Here is a 21,827-nt window from a genome sequence, read left to right on the forward strand (position 1 = left end):
CCCCTTTCAACGCCGAGGACACATCATGCGCAAGACTCTTCTCTCCGCCGCCTTTGCGATGACCAGCGGCCTGGCTCTGTTCAGCACCCCCGCCGCCGCCTGCAACGTGGAACCGTACATCGGCACCATCTGCACCTACGCGTTCGACTGGTGCCCGCAGGGCTATGTGGTGGCCGACGGCCGCACGCTGACAGTCCGCGAAAACCAGGCACTGTTCGCCCTGATCGGCTACCGCTACGGCGGCAACAACGCGGATCTCTTCGCCGTTCCCGATCTGCGCGGCCGCGCCGCCATCGGGTCCGGCACCGGCCCCGGGCTGGCGAACATCGCCATCGGCGCCAAGGTCGGCCAACAGGAGCTTCTGCTATCGGCGGCGCAGGTTCCGCTGCAGCCGCACACCCACACCGCCACCTTCGTCGGCACCGGCGGCGGCTCGGGCGGCTCGACCACCGTTCCCTTCACCGGCACCGTCAGCCTGCCCATCACCACCGGCGGCAGCCCGGTGTCGGCCCCGACCTCGGGCACCGTCTATCTCGGTGGCACCTCGGTCGACGACGGCGGCGCCGGCAGCACCATCATCGGACCGTACAACACCAGCGGCCCGGCGCCGAGCACAGCCGCCAGCGTCGCCGGAACGGCCAGCGGCACCGTCACGGTTCCCAACACCGGCATCACCGGCGGCACCGTGACCGTCGCACCCGCGTCGGCCGGCGCCACCCAGAAGGTTTCCACCCAGTCTCCGGCGATCGGGCAGACCGTCTGCATCGCGACCCAGGGGCTGTACCCGAACCGTCCGTAGCATCGTTGCGGGTGGCCTCGTCCCGCGGGATGAGGCCACCTGCCGGTGCGCTCACCAATAGGTCATGGCGTCGGCGTAGAGCCCGCGCAGATCCTCCTCCGTCACCGGGCGGGGAGCGATGGTCAGCAGCCGTTGCTGGGCCATCGCTCCGCGCACCAGATCCGGAATGTCAGCCGCGCCGTAGCCCAGCGCCGACAGGCCGTTCGGCAGATGGGTGGCGCGCATCATGGCGATCAGCCGGGCGGCCAGAACGGCGCCGCCGTCCGCCGGGGACACGTCCCGCACCTCCGCCCCCAGCGCCTCGGCGGCGCGCAGATGGCGCTCGGGCTCGGCGGAGCCGGTGAAGCGGAAGGCTGCCGGGGCGTTCAGCACCACCGAGATGCCGTGCGGCACCATCGGGTTGGCCTTCTCGTAGCCACGCGCCGTGAAACTGTGGTTCATTCCGGCGACCGAGTAGGACATGGCGTGCGGGATGTGAACGCCCGCGTTGCCGAAGGCCAGCCCGGCCAGCGTCGCCGCGAACATCAGGGCGTCGCGCGCCTCCTCGTCCGCCGGATCGTTGACGGCGCGCTCCAGATACTGCCCGCCGAGCCGGATCGCCTGGAGGCTGCCGATGTCCGACCAGGGGTTGGCGCCCTGATAGGGCGGGCGCGGGTTGGCCGCGTCGGGCTTCGGGCGGGAGCGGTAGGAGCGCGCGGTGTGACTCTCGATGGCGTGGGTCAGCACGTCGAAGCCGGTGGAGGCGATGACGCCCGGCGGCAGGCTGTCGATGGTCGCCGGGTCGACCAGCGCCAGATTCGGCCGCAGATAGCGGGAGGAGATGCCCGTTTTCACCCGCATCTCCACATGGTCGAAGATGGCGACGCCGGTCGTCTCGCTGCCGGTGCCGCAGGTCGTCGGGCAGGCAATGTGCGGCTTGACCGGGCCGGGCACCGGGCGCCCCTCGCCCAGCGGCTTGTTGACGTAAGCGAGGAAGTCCGCCGGGTGGGTGGCGTAGAGGTTGGCCGCCTTGGCCGTGTCGATCACCGACCCGCCGCCGATGGAGACGTAGCCGTCGAACCGGCCGTCGCGGGCGAAGTCCGCCGCCTCCAGGAAGGACGCGCTGGTCGGCTCCACCGCGCAACGGTCGTAAACGGCAACGTCCAGCCCCGCCGCCTTCAGCGACTCAAGCGCCGCCGCGAAGGGTGCGATCGCGGCCACATGGGGGTCGGTGAACAGGGCCACCCGGCGCATGCCCATGGCCTTGGCGTCGTTCCCCGCCTCTGCCAGCATGCCGCGGCCGAACTTCATCGACGCGGCCTCCACCGTGAAGCCGCTATCGCCGTTCGGCAGGATGGGATGGGCGATGGGGGTGGTCATGGCTGCGGGCCTCCCTGGTTCTGCTTTTCTGGATTGGTTGCCTACCATCGGAGCGCGGGAGGGGGGCGGCTGTCAACCCGACCGTTCGCTTAGGCGATTGTTTGCCCTCCCTGCGGCGTAGCGCCCTGGAGCCGCCGGTAGAGATAGCCGACGCCGATCAGGCTCAACCCGAGTCCAAGGAAGGAGGCGACGCGGTACAGCCCGCCCAGCTCGGCCATGTCGCTGAGGAAGACCTTGGCGACCACCGCCAGGATCAGCGCCATCGCGGCGTGGCGCAGCCAGCCCAGCCGGTACCGCAGGGCGGCCACCAGCATCAGCACCGCCGCCGCCAGGAAGCCGACGGAGTAGCCGTACCATTCGGCGTCCGGCAGGTCCGGACCGGATAGCACCGGTCCCTGGAAGGCGTGGCGGATCTCCAGCGCCAGATTGGTGCCGAGCAGCGCCAGCGGCAGCAGCGCGACCCACGGGCGCAGGCGGGCCGGCAGCGGCTCCACCCATAGGAACAGCAGCCCGAGCAGGGCCGGAAGCCCATAGGCGAGCAGCAGCGTGTTCGCCACCGGCCACGCGCCCACCGCCTCGTCGCTCCACAACGGATTCAGGGCAACGAGATGCAGCGCCGCCGCCTGAAGCGCCGCCAGCCCGGCCAGGATGCGCCGCCCCCACACCGCCACCGGCCGCGTCCGCCAGCGCCGCCCCGTCGCCAGCAGCAGGGCCAGCGCCAGCCAGACCAGCGTGTGCAGCGCCACCTCGCGCAGCGTGTCGGGCGGCTCGTCCAGCGTGCCGCGGGTCAGCGCCTGAATGGCGAGCGACAGCAGCAGCGTGACGAAGGCCAGCCCGCCGGCCTCCAGCAGCGCCACCACCCCGTCATCCCCCCTGCCGTCCGGCGCGGAGCGCAGCCAATGGGCGGCCAGGAAGAAGCCCGCCGCCGGCAGGCCGTAGCCGTAGACGATCCAGCCGAGCCCGTCCTCCCCATACTCCAACACGGACGGATTCAGCGCCAGCCGGACCAGGACGGCGCCGGCCACCAGCAGGATCACCGCGCGCAGCGAGCGCAGCCCCATCCGCCACTCCAGCCACGCCAGTACCGGCACCTGGGCGGCCAGAGCCACGGTCAGCCACGCCTCGCGCAGCATCATGACCGCGCCGAGACTGAGCGCCCCGACGGCCCCGGCGGCGAAGGCGGCCAGCCCGAGACTGACACCCGGCTGGTGGCGGTGGCGGGCCAGCGGGCCGGTTCCGGCGACCAGCAGCGCCGCCAGCGCCAGGCTGGCCACCGGCCACAGCGTGTCGGCCTGCGGCGGGTCCAACCGCCAGTAGGCGAGCGCCAGGAGCACCACCGGCATCCAGGCCGCCAGCGACGACCACAGCGCCGCCCGCGTCGACCGCCACAGGGCGATGAAGCCGCACATCCCGTAGAGCAAGGCGAAGCCGCCCACCGCCCACAGGAACCGCCCGGACTGGAACGGCAACCCCGCGCCCGGTGATGGAACGATGGGATGCCCGTCGGCGGTGACGGCGGGCGGCGGAAGCGGCCAGCGCGGCACCGTCCAGCCGGCGAAGGCCAGCAGAACCGCCAGCGCGCCGATCCAGGTTATGCCGGCGATCCGCTCGACCCGGCGACCGGCAGCGATACAGAGCAGCCCGAACAGGGCCAGCATCACCAGCGATCCGGTGCGGTGGCCGTCCACGGTGACGAGCATCGCCATCAGCAGCCCCAGTACCGCCACCGCCGCGACGGCCAGACGGTCGGCGCGCGGGCGCCCCGTCCAGCGCAGCATGTCGAACAGGGTGGTGCGCGGCATCGCCTCGACCGGCCCGGCGAGCAGGGCCGGCATCAGGAACAGCCCGGCGGTCAGCAGCAGATAGAGGCCGACCGGCAGGGCGTCGCCGGGGCTCCAGCCGCCGACGTACCAGACCGGCACCCAGCCCGCCGCCCCGATCAGCGTGCCCAGCCCCAGCCAGCGCCAGCCGCGCCACAGCACCACCGTCATGCCGGCGCCCGACAGGGCCAGAAGATAGGCGAACAGCCCCCAGGCCGATCCCCCGATGGACGAAACCAGCAGCGGCGTCGCGAAGCCGCCGAGCAGCCCCAGCGCCGCGATGTAGGGGCCCTGGAGCAGCGACAGCGCCATCCCCAACGCCGCCAGCCCGCCGAGCAGCGCGAAGGCCACCGGCGGGGCGAACAGGTCGTAGAGCACATAGCCGCCATAGACGCTGGCGAAACCGGTGAACAGCCCGGCCGCGGTCAGGGCCGGGGGCACCGGATCGCGGCCCTCCGTCCCCGCCCCTCCGCCGCGCTGCCGCAGCCATTCCCCGCCGACCATCAGCGCCGCGGCGGACAGCAGGCCGAGCGTGACGCGAACGCCGGGGCCGAGCCAGCCCTGCTCGATCGACATCTTGATGAAGAAGGCCGCCGCCAGGGCGACCGTGGCCCCGCCCAGCCAGATCAACCAGCGCCCGGCCAGCGCGTCCTCCAGCCGGCTCCACACGGACAGCGGGGGTGGAGAGGGCTCCGGGAGCGGTTGGATCGGCGGCGGTTCCAGCGGGGTCTCCACCATGACGGCGGTGTCCGCGGCCGGAGCCTCGACCGGCGCGGCGTCAACCGTCGCCGGCCCCTGTACCCGCTCCAGCGCCTGCCGCAGCCGGGCGATCTCGCGCTCCTGCGCCGTCAGCCGGCGGTTGAACCGGTGGGCTACGATGGCCCCGATCAGCACCAGAAGAATGACGTCCATGCCCGACCGCCCCGGCTGCGCTTGCGTTCGCGCAACGATAGCGGTCAGGCGCCGGGCTTGTCTCTCTGACCTGTGGAGGCACCCAAACGGCTCATCAGCGTCAGCGCGTCGTCGACCGCGTGGAAGTCGGCGGTGTTGTCGAAGACGCACCAGACCGGACGCTCCCGCGCCTCGTCCCGGAAGCGCCGGGCCAACCGGTCCAGCACGTCCAGCGGGTAAGCGCTGCGGTACATCACCGGCGAACCGTGCAGCCGCCAGTAACGGAAGCCGTCCCAGCCCGCCGGCTCCGCCGCCGCGGGCACCGGGGCCGGGTCGGCGGCCGCGCGGGCGACGGCGTGGTCGACCAGCAGCCGGTCCGGTTCCGCCGCGAACCAGCTCGGGTGGCGCGGCTCGCAGACGACGAGGCCGGCGAAGCGCTCGCGCAGGGCCGCAAAGAAGGGGCCGGCCACCGCCGGCTCGTACCGCAGCGTCGGCGGCAACTGCACCAGCAGCGGCCCCAGCCGGCCGCCGAGATGCCCGACCTCGTGCAGGTAATGCTCCAGCGGGGCGGCGCAGTCCTTCAGACGCTGCTCGTGCGTAATGGCACGCGGCAGCTTGACCGCGAAGCGGAAATCCGGCGGCGCAGAGGCCGCCCAGCGCTCCCAGGTCTCCGGCTTATGCGGGCGGTAGAATCGGCTGTTGACCTCCACCATCGGGAAGACGCGGGCGTAGCGCTCCAGATGCGTGCCCTCCGCCGGGAAGGCCGGGGCGGAGGGTTTCGGGATGCTCCAGCCGGCGCAGCCGATGCGGATGGCGTTGATGGTCCCTTCGGCCAAGCCTCTGCTCTCCCTGGGCGCGTGCGTTCCCGCCTTAGAACAGCGTCGGCTGCCGCTCGTCCCGCCGTGCGGCGCCACCCGATTGGTCTGCGTCCGCGATTAGCCGGGCCATCTCCCGGCGCACCTTCTCCGCCTCGTAGCCGCCGCGGTAACGCCCGATGAAGCCCTTCCGGCAGGCCCGGCTGAAGCGCTGCGACGCGGTTTCCCAATCATCGCCGGGGCGCAGCCAGCTCACATAGGTGGTGCCGGTCCGCGGGTCGGTGCGCAGGTAGCGGCCATGCCCCTTCGGACCCCGCACCCACTGGCCGGGATTGAGGCGCAGAGCCCCCCGCGCCAGCAGCAGGGACACCTGCGTGGTGAGTTCGATGGTCGGAAAATACGGCATGGCGAACCCTCTCGGCGGCGCGCCGGGGGCGGGCCGCGAACGTCTCTTCTCTGGTTTCGGAATGCCCTGGATATGGGGATTTCAGACCGTTTGTTCAAGTTTTGTTCACGGTCAAGCCCTGGCTGCTTGGAAGGTTTTCGGGACACACCCCCAGAACTTGTCCGTTGAGTGAAAGAGCCGTCCGTCCTAGGCTCCGGCACAGCTTTTCCCTGTTGGTCACGAGAGCGCATGCGCCCCCTGCTGTCCCTTCCCGTCCGCCTCCTGCTCGCCACCACGATCCTGGCCGGTTGCCAGACGACGGGCGCCCCGCCCGTGTCGGCCACCACCACGTCCGGAACCGCGAAGGCGACGGCTGCCGCCCCGGCCAGCGTGGCCCCGGTCCAGCCCGCCCTCAGCTTCGCCGACTGGCTGAAGGCCCTGCGCGCCGAGGCGCTCGGCCAGGGCATCCGCGCCCAGACCTTCGACCGCGCCTTCACCGACGTGAAGCTGTCGGACCGGGTGGTCGAGCTGGATTCCTCCCAGCCGGAGTTCAACCGCCAGCCCTGGCAGTATCTCGACAGCGCGGTCAACGACCGCCGCATCCAGGCCGGGCGCCAGCGCATCCAGGACAACGGCGCGCTGCTGCGCCGCATCAGCCAGCGCTCCGGCGTCCCGGCGGAGATCCTGGTGGCCTTCTGGGGCGTGGAGACCGACTTCGGCAATTTCACCGGCGGCTTCTCCGTCGTCGACGCGCTGACCACGCTGGCCTATGAGGGCCGCCGCGCCAGCTATTTCCGGACGGAGCTGCTGGCCGCCCTGCGCATCCTCGACAGCGGCGACATCCCGCCGGAGCGGATGAGCGGCTCCTGGGCCGGCGCCATGGGCCAGACCCAGTTCATGCCGACCATCTTCCTGAAGCACGCCACCGACGAGGACGGCGACGGGCGGCGCGACATCTGGGGCAGCCTGCCCGACGTCTTCGCCTCCACCGCGAAGTTCGTGCAGGCCAACGGCTGGCGCACCGGCGAGCGCTGGGGCGAGGAGGTCACGCTGCCCGCCGGCTTCCCCTACGAACAGGCCGAATACAACATCAGCAAGCCGCTGTCCGAATGGCGCCGCCTCGGCGTCCGCCCGGTCACCGGCGGCGAGCTGAGCGGCGGCGAGGAGGAGCGGGCGGCCGTCCTGATGCTCGCCGGAGCGCAGGGGCCGGCCTTCCTGGTCCGGGAGAATTTCCGGGCGATCATGAAGTACAACCCCTCCACCAGCTACGCGCTGGCGGTGGCGCTGCTGTCCGACCGTCTGGCGGGCCGTTCCGGCGTTCAGGGAAGCTGGCCGCGCCACGAGCCGGCGCTGAGCCGCGACGAGCGGATCGAGCTTCAGGAGCGGTTGGCCTCGCTGGGCATGGAGCCGGGGACGGCGGACGGCATCGTCGGCGCCAACACCCGCAACGCCGTGCGCCGCTTCCAGCAGTCGATCGGCGCCGTGCCGGACGGCTTCGCCACCAAGTCCCTGCTGGAGCGGCTGCGCCAGTCCGCCGCCCCCGTCCCGGCGGCGGGCTGACGGCCCGCGATGCTGGCAGCGGCGAAGGGTTGGGCGCGGCGGATCAAGCGCGACGTGATCGCGCTCTATCTGGCGGCGCGCGACCCGCGGACCCCGTGGTACGCCCGTGTGGCCGCCGCCGCGGTGGCGGCCTACGCGCTCAGCCCCATCGACCTGATCCCCGACTTCGTGCCGGTCCTGGGCTATCTGGACGACCTGCTGATCGTGCCGCTCGGCATCCTGCTGGTCATCCGCCTGATCCCGGCGGCGGTGCTGGAGGAACACCGCGCCACCGCCGCTAGGCTGTCTGACCGACCGGTCAGCTACGCCGCCGCCGCGCTGATGGTCGGGATCTGGCTGGTCGCCGCCGTCGCCCTGTTCTGGTGGCTCGAACCCTATGTCGCGGGCGGGCTGGAGTAGACGCGCGGACGCCTTGCCCTCATTCGCCCAGCAGATGCAGCGCCAGGGTCCGCTCGTGGGGCCGGGTGCGGTGCTCGAACAGGTAGATCCCCTGCCAGGTGCCCAGCGCCATCCGCCCCTCCAGCACGGGGATGGACAACTGCACCGTGGTCAGCGCGCTGCGGATGTGGGCGGGCATGTCGTCCGGCCCCTCCAGCGTGTGGTCATAGAGCGCCGGGTCTTCCGGCACCAGCCGCTTGAAGAAGCGCTCCAGGTCGCCGCGCACGTCCGGGTCGGCGTTCTCCTGGATGACCAGCGAGGCCGAGGTGTGCCGGCAGAAGACGGTCAGCAGACCACTCTCCATCCCCTGGGCGGCGACCCAGCGGGCCACCGGCTCCGTCACCTCGAACAGGCCCTGGCCGCGGGTCCGGGTGGTCAGCGTCGTGACGGCCTGCCGCATGTTTGTCGCCCTCCGTGCTCGATTGCGCGTCTTGGAAGCGGGTCATCCATACACCAAATCGCTTGGCGTTCCCGACCAACAACAGGTGATCCATGGAACTGAACGGCCAGTACCGGATTCCGGCGGCGCGCGAGCGGGTCTTCACCGCGCTCTGCGATCCAGCCGTGCTGCAACGCTGCATCCCGGTGCTGGAGGAGATGGACCGGCTGTCGCCCACCGACTACACCGCGCGCGTGCGCGCCACGGTCGGGCCGCTGAACGCGCGCTTCGCCGGCAACGTCCGGGTGGCGCCGGAGGACGCGCCGCGCTTCTACATCCTCTACGCCGAGGGCAAGGGCGGCCTTGCCGGAGCGGTCAAGGGCGAGGCCCGCATCACGCTGGAGGAGGTGGACGGCCACACCCACCTGTCCTTCACCCTCGCGGCGGCGCTGGGCGGGGCTGTCGGGCGGCTGGCGGTCAAGCTCGTCAAGGCCAAGGCCGACCGCGTCATCGACGGCTTCTTCGAGCGCTTCACGGTGGAGGTCCTGAACGGCTGAAGCGGATGCCGGGCAGGCTCCAATAACGCACCCGCAAAAAACCACTTCGCAGTTGCGGGAATTTGATCCACCATCATGGTCATGACCGAACAACCCCCCGATGCGGGAGTTCGCCGACCATGATTGCCGACCCCATGACTGCGGAGGTTGCCGATTCCGCGGCCTTCCCCATCCATCCGCCCGCCGACGCCTTGGATCGCGTTCCGGATGGTCCGGCGCTCGACCGGCTGCTGTTCACCCGCATCGTGGGGCTGGCCGCGCAGCATCCCGGCGGCGTCACCGCCTCGCTGGGGCTGGGACGCGACGCGCTGGTCGAACTGATCCGGCGGCACGCGGCGGGCTTCGCCCATCTTCTCGCCACCCTGCCGGACGGCAGCGGCGAGGACGCCATCGAGGAGGAGGACCTGCGGGCCTTCCTGCTCGACCACCGCGCCGCCGGGACGGTCGAGGAGGAGTGGCTGGCCGCCATCGTCGCCCGCCGCACGCTGGGGCCGAACCATCTCTGGCAGGACATGGGCTTCGCCAACCGGCGGGAGCTGAACGCCATGTTCCGCCGCCATTTCCCGTCGCTGGTCGCGCTGAACAGTGGCGACATGAAGTGGAAGAAGTTCTTCTACCGCCAATTGTGCGAGCGCGAGGGGCTGATGCTCTGCAAATCGCCGAACTGCGAGGTGTGCGACGACTTCAGCGCCTGCTTCAGCGCGGAGGACGGCGATCCGCTGAGCGCCCTGGCCCGCGTAGCCCGTGGCGAGGGGGCCTAAACGAAGGGGCGTGAACAAAGATGCGTTGCGGGTGAAGAAAGCCGCTTGACCGGAGCGCCGCCACCCGTTAGATAACGCCACCCGCCGGACGGAAGGCCAAGCAAGGCCCGATGAACGGCAGGTCTCCGATGGTCGCGTCAAGCATCAGCGGAAGGGTGGCCGAGTGGTTAAAGGCAGCAGACTGTAAATCTGCCCGCGTAAGCGTACGCTGGTTCAAATCCAGCCCCTTCCACCATCTGACGCGGCCGGTTCATGACAGGGTCATGGCCGGCCGTTTCCTTTTCCAGACAACGCTGAACTGTTGCCGCATCAGCGCGCCATATCAACGTGGCTGCGCTCCCAGATCCTCGAAGGTCAGGCCTTTGTCGGTGCGGGTGAAGCGGCCCTTGCCGTTGACCGTCATCGCCGTCGCGCCCGGCTGCGGCGCGAAGGTCGCCGCATAGTAGCAATCATATTGCTTGTCTTCCGGCTTCGGGACGCCGTTCCGGTATTTGGTGTCCACGCAGCCTTGCTTGCGAAAGCCCTCGAAGCCGCGGAAGCCGCCCTGCCCCTGGCCGTCCAGCGCCCGCCGGGTGTGCGATTCCACCAGCTTACGCATGTCGGACTCGCCCGGTTCCCCCGAACAGGCGGCCAGCGGCAGCACCGCCAGACCGCACAGCACCGCACGCCGCACCACGTCCCCCATCCTCTCTCTCACTTGCCGATCCTCACTTGCCGGCCAGCAGGCGGTCAACCCGCTCCTTCAGGGCGCCGAAGGACGGCGGCTTCACGACGAAGCCGTTGACGCCCAGGGCCATGGCCTTCTTCACGATTTCGGATTCCGTGTGGTTGGTCAGGAAGACCACCGGCGTGCGGCGGTTCCGCACCTCGGCACTGGCCCGCAGCTCGGCCAGGAACTGCAGGCCGGACACCGGCTTCATGTCGATGTCGCAAACGATCACGTCGGGGGTGGCGCGGATGCACTCCCGCATGCCGGTCTCCCCGTTGTCGGCCTCGGCGATCGAGCGGAAGCCGATCTGCAAAAGGATCTGCATGATGGTCCGGCGCACGAAGGGCTGATCTTCGATGACCAGGATGCTGTACTGCCCGTAGTCGACCGGCTTCCTGTCCATCGCCGCACCCTCCTTCGCCCGAGCCCAGGGAACTGGCCAGGGTACTGGTGGGACCAGCCCATGGTCATACAGTCGAACACTGATAAAGCGAGTCCGCCGAACGAGCAACCAAAGGACGGTTACAACTTTTAAAGAATAGGGAATTCCCCCAGCCGGACACGGTGAAGGGCCGCGCGAAACCGCACGGCCCTTGGTTTTCCGCATGGGCTGAAGGCACGTCCGACGATCGCCCCGCCCTACCGCCGACTGGGATCTTGCAACCCCAGGAGAGAGGAGATGAGTCCGGCGACGAACCGGCGCTCCGGGTGCAATTCATGCACCGCCACAGCGCGCCCGGCAAAGGACAGCGCCGCCTTCGCCATGCCCGCCGGGTCCGGGCAGACCTCGCCGTCGATACGGAAGCGCGTGACGGTCTTGGTCAGTTCGTGCATCGCCGTCATCGGCGGGATGCACATCAGGAATCGGGCGCTGGCAACCGGCGTGAAGCCGCAGCGCTCGAACATGGTCTGTACGGTCACCGGATCGCCCTCCGGCCCTTCGGTCCCCACCTGATAGCGAAGCAGGCGTTGCGCCCGCTCTTCCACCGCCTCGGACCAACCAGCGGTGGCTGTAATCATAGGGTTGATCAAACCTGCCTCCAAATGCACCAGCCACGGGCCGCGCAGGCGCCAGAAACGTTAGATTGTTCGTCAAACGAACAAGATCAAGAACATCCCGCATGGTGGAAACCTGCGTTCGTTTGCTCACAAAGCAACCGTCGTGCCAGCGGCCGGGGGCGACGGCGCAGGGGTGCCACGCCACGCCGCCGGGTTCCCGTATCGCCTTGAGACTCCACCTGATTAGCCCATGGCGTCCGTATCGACACCGGAACGGCGTCTCGGGACTCAACAGAGCAGCGACCGTCCCGGTGCCCTCCACCTTCCATCCTGTCGCCGACAGGACATGTCATATGCGCGACAATCTGCCGCCCTTTTGGGCACCGCGTGTCGCCGCCCCGCAATCGACAGCCTTGGGGTGATGATCAGGAACTTTGCACGCGCGTGAATCGTTGCTGGTTCGAAAACAATTCCTGTTCTGCGCTGTTATGACCCGACATGCGTGGATCTATGAGCCGAAAGTTGTTTTGCGGCGGTGAGCGGGGCCATCGTGGAGACGTCAATGCCGAACAAGAAAGCGGATTCGGACAAACCGGACAAAGGTGGGTCAACCACCGGGGAAGCGTTGCGGGAAAGCCTGGGGGCGCTGAACCGCAACCTCGCCGAGGGGCTGCGGACCGCGGACCGCCTGCAACGCGACGCCGGTCGTCTGGTCGAAGAAAGCGCGCGGCTTGCCGCCGAACTGGTCGAGCAACGGCGCGAGATGGGCCGGCTCCGCGACCGTCTGCATCGCGCCGAGAACAGCCGCGCCGCTCGGGCGGAGGAGCTGCGCCACGCCCATGAGACGGCGGAGCGTGCCGACCGGGCCAAGGCCCGCTTCCTGACCGCCGCCAGCCATGATCTGCGCCAACCCATCCAGGCAGCGGCGCTCTACGCCCACATCCTGAGCGGCGCGGTCGGCGCGAACCCTGCGGCCAGAGAGGCGGCGGACCTGCTCCAGGCCTCCATCGACAGCCTGAGCGGCATGCTGAGCGGCCTGCTCGACCTCGCCCGGCTGGAGGCCGGCGCGGTGGACGTCGCGGTCTCGGACTTCCGCCCCGCCGCGCTGATGCGCCGTCTGGCCCAGGAGTTCCGGGACATTGCGACGTCCGAGGGGACGAGCCTGCATGTCCATCCCTCCTGTGTGGCGGTGCGGACCGACGCGCGGCTTCTGGAACGGATACTCACCCATCTGCTGTCCAACGCCATCCGCCACGGCGGAGGGAGCGGAAAGCGCGTCCTGCTCGGCTGCCGGCGGCGGCCCGGAGCGCTGGAATTCCAGGTGTGGGACGACGGGCGGGGCATCCCCCCCGACGCCCGCGCCGCCATTTTCGAGGAGTTCCACCAACTCGACAATCCGGAGCGCAGCGCGGTCAAGGGTTTCGGGCTCGGCCTGCCGCTGGTCGCCCACACGGCGCGGCTGCTGGGCCTGACGCTGGATTTGCGGTCGGAGGTCGGGCGGGGCACGGTCTTTACGGTGACCGTACCCCGCGCCGTCCTCACCAAACCCGACGCTACCGAACCCGGCATCTCCGATCCCGACCGCCGCCTGACCGCCGCCGCCCGCGCCATGGCGGCGGCGGCCACCAGCGCCGCGGCGACGGCATCCCCGACGGACCGGATGAAGGGCCGGCGGGTGCTGCTGGTGGAGGACGACGAGCGGGTGCGCAACGCCATGACCATGCTGCTCAAACGCTGGGGCGTCCAGGTGACCGCCGTCGGCTCGGCGGAGGAACTGGCCGACCGCCTGCCCCGGCTGCGCAGCCGTCCGCACGTCGTTCTCGCCGACCACAGGCTCCCACGCGGACAGACCGGGCGCACGGTGGCGGAACTGGTACGCCGCCGCTGGGACGTGCCGGTCGTCATCATCACCGGCGACACGGCGCCGGAACGGCTGCGCGAAGCCCGCAACATCGGCTGCCGCCTGCTGCACAAGCCGGTGGAGCCCGGCGACCTCGCCGCCACGCTGGACGACGTCATGGAGCGGTGAGTCTCCAGAACAATCCCCCGCTCCGCCTGTTCGCATCGTGGGAGGGGCGCGCATGGGGCGAAGGAGGACACGGCGTGGTTTGATCGGCAAGGTCGCCATCCTGCTGGCGCTGGGCGCCGGGGCGGTGGGTGCCGGAGCCGTCGCCTGGGCGTGGGAGACGGAGATCCCGCCGCAGCCGCGCCCGGCGGCGGACGGCTTCGCGCCGGAACTGGTGGCGGAAGGGGCGCGGCTGGCGGCGGTGGGGAACTGCATCGCCTGCCACACCGTGCCGGGCGGACGGTCCTTCGCCGGGGGGCTGGCCCTGCCGACGCCCTTTGGAACCATCCACTCCACCAACATCACACCGGACGAGGAAACCGGCATCGGCCGCTGGAGCGAGGCGGCCTTCACCCGCGCCATGCGGCGCGGGGTGGACCGCGAGGGGCGTCATCTCTACCCCGCCTTCCCCTACGACCACTACACGCGGGTCGGCGACGCCGACAACCGGGCGCTCTACGCCTACCTGATGACCCGCTCCCCGGTGCGGGCGGAGGCGCCGGCCAACGACCTGCCCTTTCCGCTCAACATCCGCATGGCGGTGGCCGGGTGGAAGCTGCTCTATTTCCGCGAGGGCGCCTTCACCCCCGACCCGGCCAAGCCGGAGGTCTGGAACCGCGGCGCCTATCTGGCGGAGGGGCTGGGCCATTGCGGCGCCTGCCACAGCCCGCGCAACGCGCTGGGCGCGGTGGACGAGGACCGCGCCTGGGCCGGCGGCGAGGCCGAGGGCTGGACCGCCTACCCCATCAACGAACACTCCCCGGCGCCCGTCCCCTGGACGGCGGACAGCCTGACCTTCTACCTGCGGCACGGCTGGCACCCCGCCCACGGCGTGTCGCGCGGGCCGATGGCGGAGGTCACCGGCAACCTCGCCGGGTTGCCCGACGCCGACGTGGCCGCCATCGCCGCCTATGTCGCCGACCGCATGGGTCGCCCCAGCGCCGAGCGCCAGCGCCGCGGCGCAGACCTGCAAGCCCTGGTTCCGCGCCTCACCGCCGATGCCGGGACGCCGCCGGGCTCCAGCCTATCCGCCGCCGACAGCCTGAACCGGCCCCTTGCCGCGGGCTCTGAAGGGGCTCCGTCCAGAGTGGACGAGCGGGGCGAGGCGATCTACCGCACGACCTGCGCCACCTGCCATGAGTCCGGGCGGCCGCTGCCCTTCGGCGGGCTGCCCTTCGCGCTCAGCACGGCGGTGAACGCGTCCACCCCCCAGAACATCGTCAACGTCACGCTGTTCGGCCTGCCGCCCGGCGACGGCACCGTCAGTGCGGTGATGCCCGCCTTCGGCGGCGCGCTGTCCGACGCCGACATGGTGGCCTTGCTGCGCTTCCTGCGCGGGCGCTTCAGCGAGCAGCCGCCGTGGGACGGACTGGAGCGGCTGGTGGCCGACACGCGGAGCGGCGCGCACCATGTCGCCGTCCGCCCTGCCGACGGCATCGAACGGGCGCCCCCCAACGTCGGCGCCACGGATTGAATGAAGGGAGCCCATCATGGCGATCGACCTCACGGTGAACGGCACCCTCCAGCGGGTTGAGGCGGACCCGGACACGCCGCTGCTCTACGTGCTGCGCGACGATCTGGGGCTGAACGGGGCGAAGTTCGGCTGCGGGTTGGGCCAATGCGGCGCCTGCACGGTGATGGTGGACGGGCGCGCCGTGCTGTCCTGCGTCACGCCGGTCCTGCTGATGCAGGGGCGCGCCGTCACCACGGTCGAGGGGCTGGGCACCGCCGAGGCCCCCGGCCCGATGCAGCGCGCCTTCATCGAGGAGCAGGCGGCCCAGTGCGGCTATTGCATCCCCGGCATGATGATGCGGGCACAGGCCCTGCTCCAGGAGCGGCCGGACGCCGACGACGCCGCGATCCGCCGCGCGCTGGAGTTCAACCTGTGCCGCTGCGGCACCCACATGCGCATCCTGCGGGCCATCCGCCGCGCCGCCGACACCATGCGCCACGCCGAGACCGGCGTTCCGAACAGGAGGGCCGGCGGATGAGCGATCACACCCCGTTCCTCCTGACCCGCCGCGGCCTTCTGGCCGGCGGCGGCGCCCTGGTGGTCACCGTGTCGCTGGCCCGCCCACTGGTCGCCCAGACCGGAGCAAGCGGTAACGCAAGGCCCGGGAGCCTCGCCCAGACGCCCCGGCTCGACGCCTGGGTGCGCATCGGCGCGGACGGCGCCATCACCGTCTTCACCGGCAAGGCCGAACTGGGTCAGGGCATCCGCACCGCCCTGCTCCAGGTCGCGGCGGAGGAGTTGCGCGTCCCGCCCGCCGCCATAACCCTGGTCACCGCCGACACCGCCCGCACCCCGAACGAGGGCTACACCGCCGGCAGCCAGTCCATGCAGAACAGCGCCACCGCCATCCGCGCCGCCGCAGCCCAGGCCCGCGCCCTGCTGGCGGAGGAAGCGGCGCGGCGCCTCGGCGCGCCGGCCGACGCGCTGGGCTTCGCCGACAAGCGGGTGACGGCGCCGGACGGGCGGGTGCTCGGCTATGGGGAACTGGCCACCTCGCTCGACCTGACCGTGGATGTGCCGGCGGACGCCCCGCTGACCGCGCCGGACCGCCTGTCGGTGATGGGCAAGCCGCTGCCCCGCGTCGACATTCCGGCCAAGGTGACCGGCGGCGCGGCCTATGTGCAGGACCTTCGGCTGGAGGGCATGCTGCACGCCCGCATCGTCCGCCCACCCAGCCCCGCCGCCCGGCTGACCGCGCTCGACGCCGCCGGGGTGGAGGCGATGCCGGGGGTGGTCGCCGTGCTGCGCGACGGGAACTTCCTCGCCGTGGTGGCCGACAAGGAATACCGGGCGGTCAAGGCGATGCGCGCCCTCGCCGCCGCCGTCCGCTGGGAGGAGCCGGCGACCCTACCCGGCGACACCCCCCTGCCCGACCTCCTGCGCGGGCTGGAGCGCGAGGTCGGCACGGTGGACGCGAAGGGCGAGGTCGGCGCCATCGCGGACGGGCCGCGCAGCCTGCGCGCCCGCTTCACCCGCCCCTACCAGCTTCACGGCTCCATCGGGCCGTCCTGCGGCGTGGCGGTGATGGGTGAGGACGGGATGACCGTCTGGTCACACACCCAGGGCGTCTATCCCGACCGCAAGGCCATCGCCGAGATGCTGCGCCTGCCTGTGGAGCGGGTGCGGGTGATCCACAGGGAGGGTTCCGGCTGCTACGGCCACAACGGCGCCGACGACGCGGCGGCGGATGCGGCGCTGATCGCCAGCAAGCTGCCGGGCCGCCCGGTGCGGGTGCAATGGATGCGCGAGCAGGAGCATGCCGGGGAACCCTATGGCCCGGCCATGATGATCGAGGCCGCGGCCTCCCTGGACGGAAACGGGCGCATCGACCGCTGGACCTTCGACGTCTGGTCCAACACCCACACCACCCGTCCCGGCGGGGCCGGCGCCTTGCTGGCCGCCCGCCATCGGGCCGACCCCTTCCCGGCCGAACCGGCGGCGATGCAGATCACCCCCGCCGGCAACGGCGACCGCAACGCCATCCCGCTCTACGCCATCCCGAACAGCCGCGTCCTCTGGCACTTCCTGCCCGACATGCCGCTGCGGGTGTCGGCGCTGCGGTCGCTCGGCGCCTACGCCAACGTCTTCGCGCTGGAAAGCATGATGGACGATCTGGCGCGGCTGGCCGGCGCCGACCCCGTGGAGTTCCGCCTGCGTCACCTGGAGGACCCGCGCGCCCGCCGGGTGGTGGAACTGGCGGCGGAGCGCTTCGGCTGGACGGGCGCCGCACCGGCGCCGGGCTTCGGCCATGGCTTCGCCTTCGCCCGCTACAAGAACCACGCCGCCTATCTGGCGCTGGCCGTGGAACTGTCGGTGGACCGCGGCAGCGGGCGGGTGCGGATGACCCGCGCCACCGCCGCCATCGACAGCGGCGAGATCGTCAACCCCGACGGCATCCGCAACCAGACGGAAGGCGGCATCATCCAGGCGATGAGCTGGACCCTGTTCGAGCGCGTCGCCTACGACGACACCCGCGTCACCTCGGTGGATTGGGCCAGCTACCCCATCCTGCGCTTCGCCAGCGTGCCCGACCGCATCGACGTCCACATCGTCGAGCGGCCCGGCGATCCCTTCCTTGGCACCGGCGAGGCGGCGCAGGGTCCGACCGCCGCGGCCATCGGCAACGCCATCCGCGGGGCGACCGGCCGGCGCTTGCGGGACCTGCCCTTCACCCCCGACCGGGTGCGCGAGTCGACCGCCGCCGGGTGAGGTCAGCCCTGGAGGGCTTTCCGCAATCATCCCGATGAACAGAACGAATGGCTTGCCACCTTCGGACGAAGAAGGACGAGGGCCCGACCGAGGGTGAGCGGCCTTCCCGCCCGCCGTCGCTGCGTCATGCCAAGACGCGAGGCGCAGCAAACCGCGGGCATTGCTTGCTGTCGCAATTTCCGCTTGCGCCACTTTTACTGGTACTCATTGCCACTTTTTGCAGATCTGTAAAGTAAAAACCAAGTTAATTCATGAATTTTTCGGAACGACTCTGCACATTAACAATGCATTAATGCACCAAATAACGTAATATGCTGCAATATGAAACATTAAAATGTGTGCCTATTCTTGCAGAAGACAGCAGAACAGCTGTGTCAAATACCACTTCCGTGCATTGGACGTATTGACCGAGCCATCATGTTGTGGGCATGTGAAATCAAAAGGGGTAACCGTTTCTTTCGAGAAACCTCTACCCCTGATTGCGTCCCATTCAGGAAACACGTCCGCCATGTCCGAAGCGCCCACCGTCGCCCCCACCACGCGCGTCACCACCTCCGGTCGCTTCCTCCGCACGGCAACCGAGATTGCCGTCATCGACACCGCCCTTGCCGGCTGGCGGGATCTTCGGGCGGGGCTTCCCCCCGACGTGGAGGCGGTCTTGATCGGCGAAGGCCGCGACGGCGTGGCGGTCATGGCGCAGGCTTTGGCTGGGCGCCACGGCATCCGGGCGCTCCATGTGCTGTGCCACGGCTTCGAGGGCGGGTTGCAACTCGGCGCGGCCCGGCTCGACGAAGCGGCGCTGACGGCGCGCGAGGCGGAGTTGACGGCCATCGGCGCTTGCCTCGCCCAGGATGGCGACATCCTGCTCTACGGCTGCAACGTGGCGAGCGGCCACGGCGAGTCGTTCCTCGACGCGCTGGCCGGCATCACCGGCGCCGACATGGCGGCGTCCCGCACTCTGACGGGCGCCGCGGAGTTGGGTGGCGATTGGGATCTTGCCTGGATGCGTGGCACGGTGCGGACCGAAGCCCTGCGGATCGACCAGTATCGCGGGGTGCTGGCCGCACCGTTCTTCGACGAAGCGTTCGCCTACACCGGCGAAAACACCATCACCCTCAAGTACGACGACAGCCTGGACAGCACGAGCAACCCGCTGCTGACCCATTTCGTGGCGACCGACGGCACCGTGAACGCGGGCACCGGTTCCATTCTGATCAATGGAACGCCGGTCGCCCTGATCAGCACTGTGGTTTCCGACAACCTCGTGACCCTCACCGTCGGCCACCAGTTCCAGCTGAATGACTCTATCGCCTTCCGGTACGAAGACCCGGCGGGTGACGACCTGACCGGCGTGATCCAGGCGTCCTACGGCCTGGACACCGTTTCGGTGGACGTCAACGTTACGGTGCTGACGGCTCGCCCTCCGAAATTCCTGTCCGCATCCGGACAAATCGGAGGCAACAAGGTCGTCCTGTCCTTCGATCAAGCGCTGGATGAAAACAATCCCCCTTCCACCCAGCAGTTTTTCGGCTCCTCGTCGACGTCGGGACAGATTCGCATCAACGGCGTCTACTACAATGTTTCCGGCGTCGACGTCATTGGCAGCACCGTCATCGTTGAGGTTGGCAACGGCTACATTTTCCAAAGTGGGGATGCTGTCTCCCTCCGTTATTACGACGGGGACACCGTGGACAGCACCACCGCCATCCAGAACCAGGGCGGCGTCGATATTCCGGATTTCAGAACCAGCTTCACGGTTCAACTTCATGCCCCCACGGTGACCGCTACGGGCGGCACGCCGACCTACAGCGGTTCCCAGACGCAGCCCTTGTTCTCATCGGCCACGGCCAGCACCAACGACAGCGGGCAGATCTTCACCGCCATGACGGTTACCGTGACCGGCATGCTGGATGGCGCCAACGAAGCGTTGTACTTCACCGTGCCCGGCATGATGGGTCCGCTTGAACTTTACCTGGTCGACGGCGCGTCACACTTTGCGGACCCCGTGCAGATGAGCGCGACAAGGGTCACCGGGACGGTGTCCGTCAGCAACGGCACAGCGACCATCAGGATCTCCGGCATGGCCCTGTCGGATGCCGAAATGGCCTCGCTCATCAACGACATCACCTATTACAACGCGGCCGGCACTCCATCCGACGGCCAGCGCATGATTGCCGTCACCGGCCTCACCGACGACGGCGGCAGCGTCGACACAGGCGACATCACCGGGGTCTCCGCAACCATCAACGTCGGCACGCCGGCTTCGAGCCTGCCGACCCTGACGGCGACGAGCACCGCGCCGACCTACATTCAGAACGCTGCGCCCGTGGACCTGTTCTCCGGTGTGTCCGCCGACACCAACGACGTCGGACAGGTCTTCACCAGCGTGACCCTGACGGTCACCAACGTCGTCGACGACGAGTGGCTGTCCCTCGACGGCATCATGCCCATTTCCCTGACCTCCAACGCCGCCGGGACGCCCGTGACGGCGCCGGCGCTGACGGGGGCGGTCCTCACCACGTCGTACAGCGGCACGACGGCGACGGTCTCCCTGAGCGGATTCAGTCTCACCGGCACCCAATTGGCGACGCTGATCGACGGCATCGCCTACGTCAACGCCGGCGACGCTGTCAACGGCATCGTCACGCCCGGCAACCGCGTCGTCACCATCACCGGCGTCACCGACGACGGCGGCAGCAACAACACCGCCAGCCTGACCGGCGTCTCCACCACCGTCAACGTCGCGGGTGCTTCCACCACGTCCATCGCGCCGACGCTGACGCTCACCACCGAGAATCCAGTCTTCCAGGGTGGCAACGGCAGTGGTGGATTTGACCTCTTCGATTCGGTGACCGCCTCGACCGTCGACAGCGGGCAGACCTTCACCGGCATGGTGTTGACGGTCCACAACATCGTCGGTCCAGGCTTCGACAATTATCTTACGATTGGCGGCTTCTCCATTCCGCTCTTTTCGGGTTCGGGTGCGTTCGGCAACGGCAACTACACGGTTTCGCTGGTCAACGGCGTTGCCACAGTGACGTTGAGCGGAATGTCGCTCAGCAACAGCGACATGGGCGCGATGATCGATGGCATCAGCTACAAAAACACCTATGGGATGCCATTCATCAACAGCCCGGTTCCGAACTCACAATTCGGCCTGAGCGAAACACGTCCCATTGTCCTGCGCTCCATCACCGACAGTGGAACCTCCAACAACGTCACCGAGATCAATCAGGTTGCCACCGTGGCGATCAATCTCCAGGACATTTCCTTCCCCAACGTCACGGTGACCCCGGACAACCCGACGGCCAATTTTTCGGCCGGCACCCCAACTCAGGTTTCGTTCACGGTGACCACCCCCGCCCTGGGGTTGGTCGGGACCACGCTCCATTTCAACGTCGCCACACCGTTCGGCTGGACGGTCTCGAACCTCAAGCTTGACGGCGTTCCCGATGGCGGTCTCTCGGGGATCATCGCGCAGGGAACCTACACGCTGACCTTCGACGTGACGTCCGCCGGCACGGACACCTCCGGTGCGTTCCCCCTCAGCATCTATGCGTCGTACGATGGCTTGACCCCCATGACGGTGATCTCGTCAGGGTCCGTCCTGGTGGCGCTCGCCCCGCCCGCTCCGGTCCTGCAAAGCGCCGAGGTCGAGGGCACGACGCTGGTCCTGACCTACGACGTCGCGCTGGACGCCGTGAACGGCCCGGCGGCAGGCGCCTTCGAGGTCAAGGCTGGCGGCAGCACGGTCACCGTCTCCAGCGTCGCCGTGAACAGCGTCAACAAGACGGTCACGCTGACCTTGGCCCAGGCGGTCCAGCACGGGCAGACGGTCACCGTCAGCTACACCGATCCCACCAGCGGCAACGATGTGGCGGCGATCCAGAACGCGACCGGCGGCAGCGATGCCGCGACGGTCACCAACCAGTCGGTGACGAACAACACGGCCGACACGACGCCGCCGTCGATCACCACCGTGACGATCCCCGACCAGGCGGCCAAGGTCGGCGACACGGTGACGGTGACGATCACCGTGGCGTCGGACAGCGACACCTACACGCTGGG

General features: G+C 69.5%; 17 protein-coding genes, 1 tRNA gene and 1 pseudogene. 11 read left to right on the forward strand and 8 right to left on the reverse strand.

The features are described 5' to 3' along the window. Positions 1 to 25 precede the first annotated feature (25 nt). Positions 26 to 799, forward strand: coding sequence for a phage tail protein (locus tag AC1DVI_RS14985; protein WP_476958618.1), 774 nt, complete (start codon positions 26 to 28; stop codon positions 797 to 799). 51 nt (positions 800 to 850) lie between these two features. Here the strand turns inward: AC1DVI_RS14985 and AC1DVI_RS14990 are convergent, their stop codons facing one another. From AC1DVI_RS14990 to AC1DVI_RS15005, 4 genes are all read right to left on the reverse strand, one after another. Further along, entirely contained in the window at positions 851 to 2,158 is a 1,308-nt protein-coding gene (locus AC1DVI_RS14990; protein ID WP_476958619.1) for a hydroxyacid-oxoacid transhydrogenase, read from the reverse strand. 89 nt (positions 2,159 to 2,247) lie between these two features. Then, entirely contained in the window at positions 2,248 to 4,890 is a 2,643-nt protein-coding gene (locus tag AC1DVI_RS14995; RefSeq protein WP_476958620.1) for a DUF2339 domain-containing protein, read from the reverse strand. Positions 4,891 to 4,934: 44 nt separating this feature from the next. After that, positions 4,935 to 5,705, reverse strand: coding sequence for a DUF72 domain-containing protein (locus AC1DVI_RS15000; RefSeq protein ID WP_476958621.1), 771 nt, complete (start codon positions 5,703 to 5,705; stop codon positions 4,935 to 4,937). A gap of 34 nt (positions 5,706 to 5,739) precedes the next feature. Beyond that, a complete protein-coding gene (locus AC1DVI_RS15005) occupies positions 5,740 to 6,090 on the reverse strand; it encodes a hypothetical protein (RefSeq protein ID WP_476958622.1) in 351 nt (116 codons plus the stop codon). Between the two features lie 228 nt (positions 6,091 to 6,318). On the opposite strand from AC1DVI_RS15005, the gene AC1DVI_RS15010 reads away from it, so the two are divergent. Both AC1DVI_RS15010 and AC1DVI_RS15015 read left to right on the forward strand, forming a co-directional pair. Continuing rightward, entirely contained in the window at positions 6,319 to 7,629 is a 1,311-nt protein-coding gene (locus AC1DVI_RS15010) for a lytic murein transglycosylase (protein ID WP_476958623.1), read from the forward strand. 15 nt (positions 7,630 to 7,644) lie between these two features. Continuing rightward, positions 7,645 to 8,028, forward strand: a pseudogene (locus AC1DVI_RS15015) (YkvA family protein); the annotation flags it as partial. Between the two features lie 19 nt (positions 8,029 to 8,047). Here the strand turns inward: AC1DVI_RS15015 and AC1DVI_RS15020 are convergent. Further along, complete coding sequence (locus AC1DVI_RS15020) at positions 8,048 to 8,467, reverse strand: secondary thiamine-phosphate synthase enzyme YjbQ (protein WP_476958624.1); 420 nt, start codon at positions 8,465 to 8,467, stop codon at positions 8,048 to 8,050. Positions 8,468 to 8,559: 92 nt separating this feature from the next. On the opposite strand from AC1DVI_RS15020, the gene AC1DVI_RS15025 reads away from it, so the two are divergent. The 3 genes from AC1DVI_RS15025 (at position 8,560) to AC1DVI_RS15035 (ending at position 9,999) form a co-directional block, all read left to right on the forward strand. Next, positions 8,560 to 9,003, forward strand: a complete 444-nt coding sequence (locus tag AC1DVI_RS15025) for a CoxG family protein (protein ID WP_476958625.1) — start codon at positions 8,560 to 8,562, stop codon at positions 9,001 to 9,003. Between the two features lie 119 nt (positions 9,004 to 9,122). Continuing rightward, a complete protein-coding gene (locus AC1DVI_RS15030; RefSeq protein WP_476958626.1) occupies positions 9,123 to 9,764 on the forward strand; it encodes a nitrogen fixation protein NifQ in 642 nt (213 codons plus the stop codon). A gap of 149 nt (positions 9,765 to 9,913) precedes the next feature. Continuing rightward, positions 9,914 to 9,999, forward strand: a tRNA-Tyr gene (locus AC1DVI_RS15035). Between the two features lie 87 nt (positions 10,000 to 10,086). Here the strand turns inward: AC1DVI_RS15035 and AC1DVI_RS15040 are convergent. The 3 genes from AC1DVI_RS15040 to AC1DVI_RS15050 form a co-directional block, all read right to left on the reverse strand. Further along, entirely contained in the window at positions 10,087 to 10,449 is a 363-nt protein-coding gene (locus AC1DVI_RS15040) for a hypothetical protein (RefSeq protein WP_476958636.1), read from the reverse strand. A 22-nt stretch (positions 10,450 to 10,471) separates the two neighbouring features. After that, on the reverse strand, positions 10,472 to 10,876 hold the full coding sequence (locus AC1DVI_RS15045) for a response regulator (RefSeq protein WP_476958627.1): 405 nt from the start codon (positions 10,874 to 10,876) through the stop codon (positions 10,472 to 10,474). A gap of 236 nt (positions 10,877 to 11,112) precedes the next feature. After that, a complete protein-coding gene (locus AC1DVI_RS15050; protein ID WP_476958628.1) occupies positions 11,113 to 11,493 on the reverse strand; it encodes a hypothetical protein in 381 nt (126 codons plus the stop codon). A 541-nt stretch (positions 11,494 to 12,034) separates the two neighbouring features. On the opposite strand from AC1DVI_RS15050, the gene AC1DVI_RS15055 reads away from it, so the two are divergent. The 5 genes from AC1DVI_RS15055 to AC1DVI_RS15075 all read left to right on the forward strand — a co-directional run. After that, entirely contained in the window at positions 12,035 to 13,501 is a 1,467-nt protein-coding gene (locus tag AC1DVI_RS15055; RefSeq protein ID WP_476958629.1) for an ATP-binding response regulator, read from the forward strand. Between the two features lie 79 nt (positions 13,502 to 13,580). Then, the gene (locus tag AC1DVI_RS15060; RefSeq protein WP_476958630.1) at positions 13,581 to 15,011 is read left to right on the forward strand and encodes a c-type cytochrome; all 1,431 of its coding nucleotides are present in this window, start codon (positions 13,581 to 13,583) and stop codon (positions 15,009 to 15,011) included. A gap of 16 nt (positions 15,012 to 15,027) precedes the next feature. Then, a complete protein-coding gene (locus tag AC1DVI_RS15065) occupies positions 15,028 to 15,528 on the forward strand; it encodes a (2Fe-2S)-binding protein (RefSeq protein WP_476958631.1) in 501 nt (166 codons plus the stop codon). Continuing rightward, positions 15,525 to 17,759 (forward strand): xanthine dehydrogenase family protein molybdopterin-binding subunit, encoded by a 2,235-nt coding sequence (locus AC1DVI_RS15070; RefSeq protein ID WP_476958632.1) that lies wholly within the window; start codon positions 15,525 to 15,527, stop codon positions 17,757 to 17,759. Before AC1DVI_RS15065 ends, AC1DVI_RS15070 begins: the two co-directional genes overlap by 4 nt. A 508-nt stretch (positions 17,760 to 18,267) precedes the next feature. Then, a partial coding sequence (locus AC1DVI_RS15075) for a DUF4347 domain-containing protein (RefSeq protein ID WP_476958633.1) occupies positions 18,268 to 21,827 on the forward strand: 3,560 nt, incomplete at its 3' end.

The organism is Azospirillum sp. P4_B5 (assembly GCF_056402275.1).